The sequence below is a fragment of the Verrucomicrobiota bacterium genome (assembly GCA_027622555.1).
GTDB lineage: Bacteria > Verrucomicrobiota > Verrucomicrobiia > Opitutales > UBA2995 > UBA2995.
In genome coordinates this window covers 20435-36440 of record JAQBYJ010000056.1, presented here as the reverse complement: position 1 = coordinate 36440, position 16006 = coordinate 20435, and the positions used below count along the sequence as shown (strand labels likewise).

16 protein-coding genes are annotated in these 16006 nt (G+C 45.9%); 6 read left to right on the top strand and 10 right to left on the bottom strand.

Going from position 1 to position 16006, the window contains the following annotated elements:
* Positions 1–146, top strand: a 146-nt coding sequence (locus tag O3C43_14890; protein MDA1067777.1) for an IS630 family transposase, incomplete at its 5' end; no start/stop codon positions are given.
* Positions 147–766: 620 nt separating this feature from the next.
* Here the strand turns inward: O3C43_14890 and O3C43_14885 are convergent.
* From O3C43_14885 to O3C43_14860, 6 genes are all read right to left on the bottom strand, one after another.
* On the bottom strand, positions 767–1645 hold the full coding sequence (locus tag O3C43_14885; GenBank protein ID MDA1067776.1) for a hypothetical protein: 879 nt from the start codon (positions 1643–1645) through the stop codon (positions 767–769).
* Between the two features lie 18 nt (positions 1646–1663).
* Positions 1664–2206 (bottom strand): hypothetical protein, encoded by a 543-nt coding sequence (locus O3C43_14880; GenBank protein ID MDA1067775.1) that lies wholly within the window; start codon positions 2204–2206, stop codon positions 1664–1666.
* A 50-nt stretch (positions 2207–2256) separates the two neighbouring features.
* Positions 2257–2751, bottom strand: coding sequence for a hypothetical protein (locus O3C43_14875; GenBank protein ID MDA1067774.1), 495 nt, complete (start codon positions 2749–2751; stop codon positions 2257–2259).
* The gene (locus tag O3C43_14870) at positions 2748–3095 is read right to left on the bottom strand and encodes a hypothetical protein (protein ID MDA1067773.1); all 348 of its coding nucleotides are present in this window, start codon (positions 3093–3095) and stop codon (positions 2748–2750) included. The genes O3C43_14875 and O3C43_14870 overlap by 4 nt, the downstream gene beginning before the upstream one ends.
* An 80-nt stretch (positions 3096–3175) precedes the next feature.
* Positions 3176–3943, bottom strand: a complete 768-nt coding sequence (locus O3C43_14865; protein MDA1067772.1) for a hypothetical protein — start codon at positions 3941–3943, stop codon at positions 3176–3178.
* A 66-nt stretch (positions 3944–4009) separates the two neighbouring features.
* A complete protein-coding gene (locus O3C43_14860) occupies positions 4010–5170 on the bottom strand; it encodes a tyrosine-type recombinase/integrase (protein MDA1067771.1) in 1161 nt (386 codons plus the stop codon).
* 407 nt (positions 5171–5577) lie between these two features.
* Here O3C43_14860 and O3C43_14855 point away from each other — a divergent pair, with 407 nt between their 5' ends.
* The 4 genes from O3C43_14855 to O3C43_14840 all read left to right on the top strand — a co-directional run bounded on the left by O3C43_14855 (position 5578) and on the right by O3C43_14840 (position 8871).
* Entirely contained in the window at positions 5578–6759 is a 1182-nt protein-coding gene (locus O3C43_14855; protein ID MDA1067770.1) for a serine hydrolase, read from the top strand.
* Positions 6760–6884: 125 nt separating this feature from the next.
* Positions 6885–7460, top strand: a complete 576-nt coding sequence (locus O3C43_14850) for a DUF5698 domain-containing protein (GenBank protein ID MDA1067769.1) — start codon at positions 6885–6887, stop codon at positions 7458–7460.
* 209 nt (positions 7461–7669) lie between these two features.
* Positions 7670–7870 (top strand): 30S ribosomal protein S18, encoded by a 201-nt coding sequence (gene rpsR / locus O3C43_14845; protein ID MDA1067768.1) that lies wholly within the window; start codon positions 7670–7672, stop codon positions 7868–7870.
* A gap of 29 nt (positions 7871–7899) precedes the next feature.
* Positions 7900–8871, top strand: coding sequence for an L-threonylcarbamoyladenylate synthase (locus tag O3C43_14840; protein MDA1067767.1), 972 nt, complete (start codon positions 7900–7902; stop codon positions 8869–8871).
* A 54-nt stretch (positions 8872–8925) separates the two neighbouring features.
* Here O3C43_14840 and O3C43_14835 read toward each other — a convergent pair whose 3' ends face one another.
* From O3C43_14835 to O3C43_14825, 3 genes are all read right to left on the bottom strand, one after another.
* The gene (locus O3C43_14835) at positions 8926–11115 is read right to left on the bottom strand and encodes a polysaccharide biosynthesis tyrosine autokinase (protein MDA1067766.1); all 2190 of its coding nucleotides are present in this window, start codon (positions 11113–11115) and stop codon (positions 8926–8928) included.
* Between the two features lie 3 nt (positions 11116–11118).
* Positions 11119–11724 carry a polysaccharide export protein gene (locus tag O3C43_14830; protein MDA1067765.1) on the bottom strand — a complete coding sequence of 202 codons (606 nt, stop codon included), beginning with the start codon at positions 11722–11724 and terminating at the stop codon, positions 11119–11121.
* 64 nt (positions 11725–11788) lie between these two features.
* Complete coding sequence (locus O3C43_14825; protein MDA1067764.1) at positions 11789–12964, bottom strand: outer membrane beta-barrel protein; 1176 nt, start codon at positions 12962–12964, stop codon at positions 11789–11791.
* Between the two features lie 196 nt (positions 12965–13160).
* Between O3C43_14825 and O3C43_14820 the strand changes: the two genes are divergently transcribed.
* Entirely contained in the window at positions 13161–14702 is a 1542-nt protein-coding gene (locus tag O3C43_14820) for a tetratricopeptide repeat protein (protein ID MDA1067763.1), read from the top strand.
* On the opposite strand, the gene O3C43_14815 is transcribed toward O3C43_14820, so the two are convergent.
* Complete coding sequence (locus tag O3C43_14815; GenBank protein ID MDA1067762.1) at positions 14699–15985, bottom strand: hemolysin family protein; 1287 nt, start codon at positions 15983–15985, stop codon at positions 14699–14701. The genes O3C43_14820 and O3C43_14815 overlap by 4 nt on opposite strands.
* Between the last annotated feature and the right edge of the window lie 21 nt (positions 15986–16006).

The following is a 16006-nucleotide window of genomic DNA, read 5'->3' as shown; positions in this document are numbered from 1 at the left end:
TTCCAGAACTCATCGACACAATCAACAACTACATTGAGCAACACAACGCAGCCCCCAAACCCTTCGTCTGGACCGCCAGCGCGAAGGACATTCTGGAAAAAGTAAAGCGTGCTCGAGCAAAGCTTGATATGTTACAGACTGCTTGACGCACTACACTAGAAGATTAATTGTATGTGACTTATGGGCAAGGAAATTATCCCGTATCAGTATATTGGTATATTGGTATATTGGCTCCGGCAAAGAAACGCCCCAAGCAACTACCCCTTGTCACTTGGGGCTAATGTGTTGGTTGCAATTCCTCAATCAGCAACCCTCACTCTTCTCAGCCCAATTAAGGGCTATGGATTTAACACCTCTGTACCCTATCAATTAGGTAGGTAATTGCAACCGGAAGCTATACAAACTAGCAGGAGATTCAGCTCACCAATCCTGAGCGCTTATATCATTTTCAGACTGTGCTTAAAGAGCTGGTCTGTCCTTAACCCAGGCCAGGGTCGTTGCACTCAGTAATGCATTAGAACATATACCTCGTAGTTCAAAAGGGGCCTTCTGAGGGCACTTAAAATATTATACTTAGCAACTCCATGACTCGATTGGAGATACGTTGGATTACCCTGATTTAAGTAGAGTGTTAATCGCTCATATTATAGTATTAACACCTTATTAATTACAGTAGATTCACTGTATTTTTGTCCCACGTTCAGTGATGGCCCTACCAAGCTGAAAAGTATATTAAGTTAGTTTCGTTCAAGACCTTGCATAACCTTTATTTCGGTTTGAATTCGGTTAGCTTCCGTATGACATCCCGCAAAACAAACAAGGTGAGTTCGGCCTCTATCTGTTCCTCTCTTTTCAACATCTCGTTATCTCTCCGATTCTTTGCCGTGGCTATCTTACTACTAAGATAATTACGGAACTTTTCATACCAGATCTTATCTTTTTCCTCTCCGAGTATCTTAGGCTTGAAGGTATCCGGTTTCCACCTGTCCACCATCGAGAGCTGTTCAGGTTTAGTAACCGCCTTGTAGGCTTTATTCAGGCTAATTTCTCCAGCGTTCGCCTTTGCGATTATCTCCTCGTCTCCAGAGTTATTGATAATCTCGGCCTTTCTTACAGAGTCTTCCGAGACACCCGCTTTTTGAGCAATCATCTTACGGGTAGCACCCACCTCTTCAGCAGGAACGGACAAATCCTGTGAATCGGCCTCTAGCCCAGTGTTTGCAGGAGTAGATGAATTCATCAACACCGTAGGAGGCTTCTCATTCTTAGAGCCAAAATATCCTGTGGCTCGTCTAAATTCTGCCTTAGCCGCCAATACTGGTTTCAGTTTCAAAAACAGATTCGCCCGCTGATAGGTATCCAGATTACGACGAGAGAATTGATTCTCCACAATCCACTCTTCGGGCTCCATACCCTTGGGTAGTTTTATTACTTTTGTCTGATAATGCTTTAAACCGAGCCTCTGAATTATCTCGTAACGTTGATGGCCATCAATCAGGAAGTGCTCCCCCTCCTCCTCATCAAACCAGAGGACAAGAGGATCTCTACAACCTTCATTAAGAATACTTTTCTCAAGTCCAGCCGACTCATCATCTGATGACGGTGGTATCAGGTCTTTAAATTCTTTGCGTACAACAAATTTCATTGTTCGTGGGTTAGGAGCTTACCGAGAATATTTTTCCCAATCAGTCGGAACGAATGGTTCATTCCCATGGGTTACCCATGGGTTACCCGTAGATTGCCCGTTGGTTACCCGTCCATTCATTCGTTCATTAATTCCTTCATTTGTTAATCCATTCCTTCCTTCTTTTGTTAGTTCATTACTTCCTTCATCTCTTTGTCTATTGATAGGTTCTTCTGTAAGTTCCTTCTTTATTTCTTTTGTAGATTCCTTTGTTTCTTCATGAGTTCTTTTCTTATGTTTCTTAGCTCCTCCAAGTTTGCCATTGGTTCTGTTAGCTTTTAGGCCTGCGTTTAACTTCCAGAACTCCTTAGCCTTAAAGGCATGAGGATCTTCAGTTGCCTCAATCATTCTGGAACGCAGTAAGGCCTTCTGTATTTGTTCACCCGTTACCTCTTCTTCGGTAACACCAAGCAGCATCAGCCAGTCGTCAGGTTCTTTGATATGAATCGTGTCAGATTTGGAGATTTGAATCTCCTCATACAAAGAGAATACGTTTTCAAGTGGATGAGCTAATCCTGACATTTCTGCGAAAGTGCGAAACGTGCTTAGTCCTCGGTAGCCAGTTGGAAACATCATGACTGAACCCTTTCTAGATTAGCGTTGTCGCTACGGGGTTTAATACCTTCACAAGGGGGTATAGTCGTCTTTTGACTTAGATCTCCAGTGTTCTTGGAGTTTTCGACACTGTTCCTGAAGTGTGAGTAGTAGTTAGACTCGATTACTTCACCTCTATTGATTCGTTGGTCGGCAATCTGCTCCTGAGCCTTCTCCATGGTGTTCAGTGACCAGGCAAAATTCCCCCAGTCGCTATTCGAAGGCATGGCTTCACGTAGTCTCCGGTCTTCGCTTCTTGGATGGGGTTCCGAAATCCTGACTATGACAGCCTCGTATTTCCAATGAGGTTCTGCCTTCTCAGATTTTATAAACCGATAGCGGTAAATAGCCCAGGGTCCATCTTTCCAGACTAGTTCATGGAGGAATGATCCTTCTCGTTCAAATACCTTTGGGACTGGTCTGATGTTGGCAGCTTCTAGGGCAGGATCGTTATTGATTTTCAAAGTTTTCACAACGCCACCTCCTCTACTACTTTTTCCCCATGAGCATCGAAGCTGTTGAGATAATTCATCAGACTGTCGTACACAATCAATCGTACTCCCCGCATCGCTCCTCGTTTACGTATCAACACGGACCTGACGGGTGGATTGGGATTCTCTGCAGTTGGAAGAATCAATTCATTTAGTCCGCTTCTCGTGTAACCTGAGTGCGGGCATTGTTGTCCAGATTTCGGAAGCCGTATAAAGGACGGTACTTGTTTGGCAATTTGAGCCAAACCGGTGTAAGGGTTTTGCTCCCCTGATTTTTGAACCCGGTTAATCTCCGGCGTATGTTTTCTAATGTTAGTTATCGTCATTTCTGACTATATAAAGCGCAGAAAATCCACGATTATGTTCACCGGATAATAATTTTTATGCGGTGAATCTCCCGACTATCCTATGGTGGTAGCAACCCGATCCTTCGCAATTCTCGACGAGCATCTTCTGGATTTTTGTCAAAAATGCTTTCTCTTGTTGAATCCATGCTTTCCAGTCTGTCTACGATCTGTGTCTTCGCAAAGCGCTTTTGGAAATAGTCTTCCGCTTTATTTGCTGCATTAATTAGAGTTGCGGAACTTCCGTAAAATACCCGTTCAGGTATTTCCACTGATAGAATTTTGTGAATTTTGGACAGTGCAATGCTGGGGCCATATCGTTCTTTCAATCTCAGGGCTGCCAAAAAGCTCAGAAGATCACGCTCTGATCTCCGATTTCCACTTCCTCCCTCCGGTTTCACATCTGTCGGCTTTATTTTTTCAATTAGGTTTTCAAATGCTAACTTCAACTGTTCGGGCGTCTTGGACCAATCAATTAAAATCTCAAATACCTCCTCGTCATTCTCAGGATCATAGTAATAAGGATCAAAGATTCTAACCGGTTCCTGCGGGTAGCTAGAAGACCACTTTCCTTGGACCCGTTGAATAATTAGGTTTTTATCCTTTGGCAAAAGACTAACATATGGGGTTGTGATAAACTCTTTAAACTCAACAAATGTAAAAGGGTGAAGACCTCTCTGATAAGCAACACGAGTGTATTCAAATTGTGTTGCAGCAAGGAGCTCTTCCTCTGGAATCCAACAATGTTTGCAGCTTTCCACCAACCATTCCTTTTTCTTCACGAAAAAGGCCCATTCCTCAGGTGGAAGGTCTGGTTTCTTTTTCTTCATTGAATCTCTGATAGCTTTCCAAGAGCTGACCGTTTGGTATCCATATCAATATGAGTATAGGGGTTGTTAATTTCCCAGAATCCCGGGCAACCTGTTTACAGCAGCCGCTTGAGTTGAAAGGTCTAAATGTGTATATCGACGGTGAATTTCATCGGACGAATGGCCTACCATAGCTTTCCGAACATCCATAGAGACATCGGAATTGGCCAGCCGGCTGATAAAAGTATGCCTTAGTGAGTGAAACCCTAGCTTACGGAACTGTCGGCCTTTCCCCTCCTTCTTGTCACCTAGCGGCACAACGACTCCAGCATCATCCATAAGTCTGTTGAAGGCGTTTGATAGTCCTCCTGCGCTGCCTGAAGCCTTTCCGTGGAGGGAAGGGAAGAGTGGAGCCATGCCAACGCCAGCCGGTCGGTTCTTGAGCCATTGGAGGACTTCCCCGTGCAAGTATACTGTGGTCTCTGGACTTTGGGTTTTCTTCCGGCTTGCTGTCTTGCTTTCGATGAAGGTTAGGCTTTGGGCTTCAAAATTGATATTTTGGTGGAGCAAGTTTGCACAATCGTGCAAGCGGATTCCTATATGATAGGCATGAATCACCATGCCATACCACTCATCGTTTGCGGCAGATAATAATTGTCTAACTTGCTCATCCGTGAACGGGATTCTCTCTTCGGCAGGTCGGTCAAATCTTTCAACGGCATCGGCTGGATTCACTATGGCTAGACCCTCCTTTACCGCTGCTCGAAATACGCTTGAGATTACTTTCAGATGAAGGTCGGCGGTATTGTAGCTCTTCCCCTGCTTGATTTGCTCCTCAATGTATTTGGCAACTTCCATGGCTGAAACACTTCCGATAATGGCATTTGCTCGCCGTTCCGATAGGGAGTCTATAAATCCATCTAAAATTGGCTTGTAGCGTTTGATTGTGGAACGGCCTCTTCGAGTTTCCTTGCCTCTCAACCAACGAGTAAAAAAGTCCTTCGTCGATTCCCGCGCCATCTTTTCTCCAGACGAGGCAAGAACCAACTCGCTCATCACTTTCATGACTTGGGCCTGTGTAAGTTCTCCCCGTATCGCCTTGCGCGCAGCCTTTTCCCATTCAGCTAAAATTTCCTGAGCTTCTTTTAGGTTATTGGTCTTGGTAGTCCGCTCAACAAACCTCCCATTGCCATCTTTGAAGATAGCTTTCCAATTTCCTTTGTTTCCTCTTTGGCGAAGATGTCCCATAACTTAAAAACCTGGTTTATGCCAAGAATTTTGCCAAAATGCGAGGATGTTTGTCAATGTTTGTTATCGTATAAGTTCCTCTATTATAGGCAATTATAGGTGTTAAATTGAGGAGTAGACAGAAACCACGGTTCTATCCAATTGAACTACAGGGACCCACAAAAGGCAAAATCAATGGCGTTGGGGTAATTGAGGTCAATAGCAAAGGAAATAAGAATCCAGAGCAAGGGATCAGATTTTGGAATCAAATTAATTTCAATGCCGAACCCCTTTTCCTTCCCCTGTTTCATTGCGCAGTAACCCGGCTGTTTCTCCGGTAAAGAGTTACTCGTACCGTTTATTTTCCAAGAAGTTAATGAAAATCTCCGGTCTGGCCAATGGGCTGAAAAGTGTTCATGGTGCACGACATGAAACGAATTCTATTTTTGCTGGCGTTAATGACAGGCGCCCTGAGTGCGGCCGCCGGAGGAGCAGCGGACTCAGAATCGCGGGCCAGCCACTTTAACATTCAGGCGGCCGCGGATTACCTGGAGTCCCGCAATGGGCACGCCCTGCTGGTGTACCACAAGGGCGACCGGGTCTTTGAAGCGTATTTCAACGGTCATACGGCGGATAAAGCGCATCGGCTGGCCAGCGGCACCAAAAGCTTTTCCGGTGTGCTTGCGGTCATGGCGATGGAAGACGGGCTGCTCGATCTGGATGAGGCTGTTTCGAAAACAATCACCGAGTGGAAAGACGATCCGCAGAAATCAAGAATCACCATCCGGCAACTGATCAGTTTATCCGGCGGGATCGACGGTGGAGACAATGGCAACACGCCGAGTGGCAAAGAGGCTATTGCGATGGCGAGCTCCACAACGGAACCGGGGGCTTCGTTTTCCTATGGTCCGATTCCGTTTCAAGTCTGGGGAGACCTACTGCGGCGAAAGTTGGAACCTAAAGGCGAGACGGTCGAGGAGTATATGCAACGGCGCTTGATGGACCCCATCGAATTGAAGGTTGAATACTGGCGCAAAGATGAAGACGGTGCCATTCAGTTTCCGGCCGGAGCGTTTATAACCGCTCGGGAATGGGCGAAATTCGGATTATTCGTTCTGGCGGGAGGTGAGTGGAACGGAGAAAGGCTGGTTTCCCGGAAGGGATTGAAGCAATGCTTCGAGAGCAGCGAAGCGAATCCCAATTATGGATTAACATTCTGGCTGAGCCGATGGGATGATATGCCCGGCGACCTGGTGATGGCCGCTGGAAAAGGGAAACAGAAATTGTATATGATACCTTCAGAAGATTTGCTCATCGTTCAGTTGGCGGAAGCCCAAGGCTACGGCGAAAAGGATTTCCTCGATAGATTCTTTAGTAAGCCCGGCACGGAATTCGACAATGAAACAGGCCGACCCGATCCGGTAGCAGCCGCGCCGGACCAGGCCAACGAGAACCTGGCTCGACTGCGCGCGATGGATACCAATGGTGACGAACAGCTCACCGCCGAAGAAGCCAAGGAGTGGGAATTCTTTACGCAGGCAGACGAGGACAACGACGGCATCGCAACCGGAGCCGAGATTGGAAAGTTTTTGAGAAGCCGCAGAAGGTAGACCGGCTACCGAACCAAAGGAGTTCATCCGCTTACGCCCGAGGTCTACGGCGAGCAGCCTGGATCTTAACAAGAAATCCACAAGGAGCTTGATTCCAATCCGGGACATCCGCATTTTCGCGCCCAATGGAATTGGATTTGAATCAATTACCCGTCGGAGTACTGGCGGTGGTAGTGTTTTTTTCGCGAGTGTTGGATGTATCGATCGGTACAATCCGCACGATCTCCACCATCCAGGGACGCATGGTGCTGGCATTTGTGCTGGGTTTGTTCGAAGTTTCCATCTGGCTGGTGGTTATAGCCACCGTAGTGAATACCGTGATGGAACGTCCGTGGCTGCTTATCTTCTATGCCCTGGGATTTTCCACCGGGAATGTAGTGGGTATTGTGCTCGAACGTAAGCTAGCGTTGGGCCATAGTATCCTGCGCATCTTCACCGGAAAGCACGGTCAACTAATCGGCTCGACACTGCGTGAAAACGGTTTTCGGGTAACCAGCTATACGGGAGAGGGAGCAAGCGGCCCCGTCAATGAATTGCACGTCGTTTGTGAGCGACGTTTGCTGACCAAGGCTCTTAACCTGGTGCAGACCATTGATCCGGAGATTTTTTACGTGTGTGAAACACCGACTCGCGTCCGCCGTTTCGGACCACCCATGTCTGCTTCGACCACCAACCTGCTCGATATTCGAAAGCGCAAATAAATTCCATCGTTTGAGTCTAGTGCTATACGGTCCAGCACTCGAAATCCGGGGCACTGCCGGAAAATGAGTTCTGGCACCAAATTACTGGTGGAATCAGTGAGCCTGACACAACGGGGAGGCAAAACCAGTTTACCATTGAGATATCTAATCAACGAACCGCATTTTTTAGCTTGCTTTGGAAAATTTATCGGCTTTCCTACGCACCTCCTATGGCAGAAGAAATCACAGAAGAAAACAAGCGCTCATGGAATCCACTGGACCTGGATTTCACGGATGCAGACATTTTGGCTCGTTACGTTACAGAGACGGGAAAGATCCTTCCTAAACGGATGACCAAGCTTTCTACCCGGCAACAACGCCATGTAACGAAAGCAATCAAGCGCTCACGCAACATGCTTCTGATGTTGTAAGTGTGGCTCTTCCGCTTTAAGGGTCCACAATGGCCCAAGTTCTTCAGCCTACTCCTTCAAATCTCGACCAGCTGGCTAGCATACTAGCCCAAGGCGACATTGTAGCTATCCCCACTGAGACCGTTTATGGCTTGGCCTGTAATGCCCTCGATCCCGCCGCTGTCGCAAAAGTTTACAAAGCCAAACAAAGGCCATCCAAGAATCCCCTGATAGTTCACATAGGCGGATTGGAAAATTTGGCTGAAATCGCCGAAACCTCAGAAGCGTCCGAACAGTTAATCAAGTCCTTTTGGCCAGGTCCATTGACACTTATTCTTCCAAAGTGCCCCATCATCCCCAACGAGGTGACAGCCGGCACTTCTACGGTGGCTGTCCGAATGCCTTCTCATCCGGTGTTCAGAGAATTGGCCAAGCGATGTCCCTTTCCTTTAGCCGCACCAAGCGCCAACCCGTTTGGTTATGTCAGCCCAACCAAAGCAGAGCATGTAGAACAAAACATGGGTGATTCAGTGGAATGGATTCTTGATGGAGGCGATTGCGAAGGAGGCCTGGAATCAACCATCATTTCCTTGGTAGACCCGAAGGCCCCTGTCCTTTTGAGGCATGGAGGCATATCCATTCAAGAACTGGAAGCTGTGCTAAACACGAAAATTATCTCCAAGACTATAGTGGCCGAAGTTTCTGATGAAGCTCTCCTTTCGCCTGGGCTATTGAGACGTCATTATAGCCCTCACACTGAGATTCGACTCTTTGAAGGCTGTGCTCCGAAAGTCGGTGAAAATGAAGCTATTGTATTTCTCAACGCGGGTGATTGCAGTGGTGAGGATGAGTTTTCCCTTTCCAAGAAAGGAGACCTAACAGAAATAGCTCACAACCTTTACGATATACTTCAAAGACTGGATAAGAAAGGGTTTGCCCGGATCCATTTTCAAATCCCTGCAACTATTGGAATCGGCCAGGCGATTCGGGATAGATTGTGCAGAGCAGCAGCACAGGACTAGCAGGTAATAAAAGTCCCCGAAAGGAGCGGGGGAAAACGACACCTGGAACGTGCGTTAAACCCTTTCACCCTGCTTGGGGACCTGGTGATGATAGTAATCTTTATATCTATGATATTGGTACGAATAATAGTACCCTGAAACGGATAGTTTCAGGCTATTCAGAACGCTACCAAAAACCGGGACCTCCGAATCCACAAGCCGGCGCATGTTTACCAAAATCGCTTTTCGATTAACCGCGTTAAATTTGATGGTATAAAGGACACCATCCACCAAGGGAAGTATCAGGAGGGAGTCACTCACCGCTGAGAGAGGAGGTGTATCAATAATTATCCGCTCGTAGCGCGAGCGAGCGATTTGAAGAAACTCTTCAAATTTTGAAGAACTCAAGATTTGAGACGGATTATTCGCCCGACCTCCGGTGGTGATCAAATCCAAACCTGTTTCGGTATCGGATTTTACAATCTCATCGAACGTGGCCTTTTCATAGCAGTAATCGATAACGCCTAACTCGTTATTGAGCCCTAAAGACTTTGCCACATTCGGAAGACGCATGTCACAATCGATGAGCAAGGTTCGGTCTCCATGGGATGCAAATGTAAAGGCGAGATTGGTAGAAATGAAGGTTTTACCTTCGCTCGGAATAGTAGAAGTGATCATGAAGCACTGAGCTTCTTTACTAATTGCCTTTAATTTTAGACTCGAATGCAGTGCCCTGAATCCTTCGGAGGCCTGATTCTCTATCGAGGAGTTCACCATCTTCGCCTTTTCCACGGTAGGCAAATTTTTCACCTCTGAAATGATACCCAGTAGCGGCACACCGATTACTGATTCGATATCAAAAATTGATTTTACCCGGTCATCCAAAAAGGAAATAATGAATGCGACTCCGAGTCCCAAAATACAACCACCGATAATTCCGGCACCAAAAAACAGGAAATAGTTTGGCCAGTAGGGCTCCAACGCCATACCAGCACGGTCCAATACCCGAGCATTGGCATTGTCCAGACTAGAGGAAATATTTGTCTCACGCATGCGAGAAACCAGGGTCTGATACATGACAGTATTCACTTCAGCTTCCCGTTGAATGGTCTCGTAATCCACACTCAATCGGTCAATTCCCAAAAGCAGGGTCTCCTGACTTTCCACAGCTGATTTTGCTTCTTGGTCTCGGGTTCGGGCCTGGAGTAAATCGGAATAGACTTTATCCACCTCCGTTTGAAGCGCTTTGGCCAATTCGTCCTGCACTTCCTGAAACGACCGCATCGCCCCGATCATGGTCGGATGCTTTTCTCGATAACGTTTGGAGAGTAATGCCACTTCAACCGTCGCCGTGGATAGATCACTATTGAGCTTTTGGACCAAGGGGTTGTTGGAGATAAAGCTCAGGCTGAGAAGGTCTTTCTTTTCGGACCTGTACTGCTCAACGAGACTCCACCTCGATTCAATCTCATAAAGAAAGGCCTCCGCTTCGGCACTCTTGAGATTTAGTACGCGCAACTTTTCGTTCTCTATGACCGAACGTTCGTCAAATGAAACGGTATGATGTTTCTCGCGATACTCTTGAAGCTTAAATTCAAGTTCCTCCAGCTTGCTTCGTTGTTGATCAGCACGAATGCGAAGATCTTCAACAGCCTTCAATGAGGCCTCCAGTTGTTTGCGTTGATTGAAGCCAATATATTCATCAACAAATAAATTGGCAACCTTGGCTGCCAGCTCTGGATCCGGGTGGACGAATTCAACGGCAATTATTCGGGTCAATCGCTTCGGAATTATCTTTCGGTTTTCAAATAGAATTACCCCAATGGAAATCTCACTCGGATCTTTATTTTTTAAGTACGGTTGAATGAATCGTTCACGTTCATTTCCTTTGAGGCGATTACTTACCTGTTCAATGATGGCGTTACTTTCCAGTATACCGACCTGAGTATTAAAATCCTCTGTCCCACGCATGTCTTGATTGTCGACTTGCTCGAACTGAACGACTCGATTTGCTTCACGCTTAACCTCTACAGTGGAGATGGATTTGTAGCGCTGCGTCTGGCTTAGTATGACCAGGGTAGTGACGATCTGAACTAACACAAATATGACCAGAATCCACCAGATACGCTCACGTATAATCAGCAGGTAATCCTGAAGACTTCTTTGATGACCCGAGTCTCCACCATAACCACCTTGATGGTAGCCTGAGTCGTAGTTGTAATAACCACGCCCGTCAGGACTTTCTTTTTTGATGGATCGATCCATGGTTTAGAAAACACGCTCGGGTACAAAAATCACATCATCCTTCTGCAAATTCCAGGTAGCGGCTTCATCGCCGCTGATGAGCTTTCTCGTATCGATCTGAAATGTTTCTGTCTTTCCTGATACAAGGGTGCGCGTTAAGGTTACCTTCGCTTTATCGGCCAAGCGATTAAACCCACCGGCCAAAGAAATGGCTTCAAGCAGGACCATCTCCTCTTCAGGTGGAAAAATAACAATGCCGGGTTTGTTGACCTGACCGATTACATTGACTCGCTTAAGAGCATATTCAGTAACGGTCACATTGATTTGGGGGTTAACCAAATAGTCGCGATCGTAGAGTTCAGTGATCAATTTTTCAGCGTCGAAAATAGACCTTCCGCCAACATATATTTTTCCGATCAGGGGCAGAACAATGCTTCCATCGCCCGAAACCCGCACTTCACGAAAAAGTTCCTGTTCCTGGAAAACTTCCACGCGCAGTAAATCAGACGGATTCAAAAGGTAGTTCCCTTGTGAATTGCTGGCCGACTGAGCAGCAACATCCTGGTTCACTGTTTGGAGGTACAGGAAAACGAGAAACAAAAGGGATGAAGACTGAGAAAAATATTTCATTTTATGTTCTAACAAAAAAGGAGGCATCAGAGCGCCTCCTTTTCAAAGTAAAATTAAAAAAATCTCAATAGCGCAATGTTCCAGAAATGTTGATCACATTGTTATCAAAGTCCGCTGGAGCAAAGTCGCTGTCGTTATTATAAAAGATATACGCAATGCTAACGGCCGTGTTCGAGTTGGGCGCATAGGTAACGCCTACTTGCCCAGATACCCCATCGTCAGAGCGACCAAGGGAATAATCGTCACTACTCAGGCGTAAACTGGCAAATCCAGCCCAATTTTTACTTAATTCCGTAGATCCAGAGATTTGCAAATCATCGGATTTAATTGAAGTCCCATAAGAATCAGCGTTGAAATCTCGGGAATATACAAAAGAGACCTCCGATTTTTCTGTCGCTGCCCAGACTACCCGGGCGTACGCGGAAAGAAGATCCTCAGTGCTCATACCGCGGACATTGAAGTCACGATTTTGAGTTCCAATTCTAATTTCGGCCGTGGTTTTGGCTCCAATGCTACCGCGTAGTCCCACATTGATAAATTGGTCATCATAGTCTGGACGAATATTAAGAGGATCGCCGGGGTTCTGGGCGATGAAATCCGCTCCACGCTCAAAGGAGGTATTTCTATGTTGGTAGCCAACGGACATATCCAACTTGGGTGCAATGGCCCAATAAAAATTTACTGGGACTACAACTGAATCACGATCAAAGAACCGGGGATTATCGTAGGATACATCATCATACTTATAAGCGACAGAAACGGATGATTTAGGCGAAAAGTCCCATTCACCTCCAAGATCCAGGTGAAGAACACTTCTTTGGGCCAAGTCACCTACGAGATTGTTTCCTGCATCGTTCTGGGAATTCTCCCTGTAGAAGGCGCCGTAGTTAATGACCGACTTAGGGCTCCTATAAAAGCCGCTTAGCTTGGCATCAGGGTTGTCCCGATTGAGACGACTGTTGTCAGCATAAGTGATAAAATCGTGAACGTAGCTAATCTTCACGTTCGCATTGGATAGCTCCTGGCCATACGACAACTCAACCCCCGGTGAGAATATTATGATCTGGTCGCTTTCAGCATCTATCGAATCGAGAAAAATATTATCGTTGTATTGAATTCCTCCACCTATGCGCCAAGCAACATTTCCATTTTCACCCATTGAAACCGCAGAAGAATAGGTACACAAAGTCGAAAAAGAGAGGACTGCCAATACGCTGAAAGAAAAAGATTTTTTTGCCATTTTTCTATGCAAATAAGCACAACATAGATTGTAAAAATGGAGATTGAGGATGCTGTTTTTTATAACAAGTATAAAATAGTTCCGGCTACATGCGTGAGAAGAAACAACCGTTGATGAGGACGCCGGAGTCAGTATCTGTTGCCTACACTTGAATTCAAACCTTGATGCCCGAAACAAGGGAACCCATTTTTAAATTATGCAAATAACCAGGAAACTGATAGCCGGAATACTCATTGGTTCGTTGATCTTGGCATGGTTGGTCGCATCCCTATCGCTTGTCGTATTTATTAAGAAAAAGAAAGGTTACGAAGCGATTCGTTTCTCAGACATCGCACTCCCTTGGAACCGGGATGAAGTTCAACCTAAATGGGGCGATTATTTCATAACCAAAGGAATTGAGCATCAAGGACAGGGTGAATGGCAGCAGGCCTATCATTTCATCAGAATCGGAGTCTCCAAATCACCCTCAAACCTGGAAGGACGCTTGGCTTTGGCTGATTTTCTTTTTCAGGCCAATGACGTTGCTCAAGCGGTGAATATCCTGGAGACTGGAATTGAATACGCTCTTCAAGACGAGGAATTCTGGAACAAGCTTATAAATTTCCTCCAGTATTATCATGCTGATCGCGAAATCATCCGTATATTGGGACATGCACTGGATGAAGGAGGAGTCCCGCCTAAGCAAATTGGGATAGCGGAATCTGCATTGGCAAAAGCCCATTACCATCAGGCCAATTTCGCGGAAGTGCTAAGTATTTTTGGAAAAAAACCTGGGATCTCAAACCAGCTTCTACGAGCCCAGATTTATTGGGATCAAGGATTGGAGAATTTAGCCATTCAGAACCTTGAGGCCTTAAATTCGATGCTCCCGAATCAAAGAGAAGTGGTTCCCCTGTTAACGAAGTTTTACAAACAATCCGGCGATATTGATGCAGCCTTAAAACTCTCAAAATTCACCTACTTGAACAACCCTTATTCGGTCGGTGCCACGATGAACTACCTCCGTACTACCGGTGAAAATTTCTCAACCGAAATCGAGCGATTTCTGGCTCGGGTCCCGGAAATTTTTGAGAATAAGGACGCCTTGTTTCTATTGGTCAATTTCCTATCGGAAATAGGAATGCACGAAAAGCTTGACGAGGTCATCACTCAATCAAAGCCGGATTTCCAAAATGATCCCATGATCTGGTTCCTCAGATTAGAATCCTTGGTAAATGGTAGCTCTTACGATCAAGCGATTGAATTACTGAAAGCCCCTCCAAGTTCAATTAATCAACTGATCCCTTTGCACAGAATTTTATTTAACAGTTTGTCCCTGGCTTCTTATTACGCAGTGGGAGACACGGGTAAAGGCAAGATCTCCATGCAACAACTTTTTAACTCCGGTCACATCCGACCGGAAACACTGTTGCGCCTAACCAGAAAACTCATCGAAATAGAACGACCGGAAGAAGCAGGACGTGTTTTGCAATTTCTACTACAACAGAATCCTGGGAATCATGCGGCCCTCGTAGAAAAGATTCGCATCGACCTCAGGACAGGAAATTTCGAAGAGGCTATTAAGCTAAGCCAAACCATGGTGATAAACAGAACGATGCCCTTCGAATTGAAGAAAGAACTCGTCGAAGGATTGACTACGGACAAGCAAATCTACCACACGGAAGTCGCACCTCTAATCCGGCAATTGCTCGACACAATGACGCCTACAAAAAAGAAGCGATTATTGGAGGTTCTTTAGACGTCTTCGAGAACGACGCGAACCCGAGCGGAGAGAACTCTTTTCTCATCCACCTCGACAGCTTCCAACTCGATATTACCAATACGAACCGTTTGGCCAACTTCAGGAATCCTCCCCATCTTCGAGGTAATAAGTCCTCCGATCGTGGAAACGTCATCTTCATCAAACTGAACATTTAGCTTCTCCTCGACATCATGAATGGGCGTTAAGCCATCTATAATGAACACATCCTCGTGGATTTCCTCAATTTGTTCAGCTTCAGAATCGAATTCATCCTGAATATTTCCGACAAGTTCCTCCATGATATTCTCGATGGTTATAAGTCCAACCGTTCCGCCAAAATCATCCCGAACAAGAGCCATATGCAACCTCGCTTCGAGCAACTTCTCCAAAACAGACTCCAATTGATCGTCAAGCGTAACGTACACAACAGGGCGCGCTAACTTTTTGAAATTCAGGCCATGGATTTCTTCTTTTGCTCTAAAAATATCCTTTATGTGCATGATCCCAATGCAATTGTCCAAATCCCCTTCGCACAGTGGGAAACGTGTGTGCCCCGATTCGATGCACATCTCAACATTGACCTCATTCCCATCAAAAATGTCGAAATACTGGATCTGATTCCTGGGGAGCATCACGTCTTGAACAACCAGCTCCCGCATGGAAATGACATTTTTAAAAACCTGTTGAGTAAATACAGGGATATCAGACTCTTCATTTAAGCTGGTTAGTTGGGCCTCTAAGTCCAATCGATTAAGACTCACGGTTGGATCGAGGCGCAAGAGGCGAAGCAAGAATTTAGAAATCAAATCGAGCGGTCTTAAAATGGGCGACAAGACCCATTGAAAAGGTAGAATAACCCAACTTGTAATATTTAGAGTTTCCAACGGATGCTGAAGCGCAATTCCTCGGGGAACCAAATCCCCCAGAACGGAGTGAATGCCGATCGCGGCTAAAAAAGAGGACATAGCCAAAATCACTCCCCCAAGCCCCTCGGTGGAAATACCAAAAGAATCTGCCATCAACTTGGTAATAGGAACAAATACAGCCCCAAGCATAAGTGTGGAGATTGCCGTTCCGAGGCGCAGGAGACGAAAGCTTCGATCTACGCCGTTCAGCAACCCGGCAAATCGTTTACCCTTTCGAAGATCATCCAACAAATCGGGATTGAAGTGGCTGTAACGAATTTTGAGCAGACTAAACTCACTCGCCACAAAGATAGCGTTAAGCAAAACAAGCAGCAAACTTGCACCTACCAGATATATCGAGTCGTCGACTCTCACTTGAACTTGAAATTCTTCATT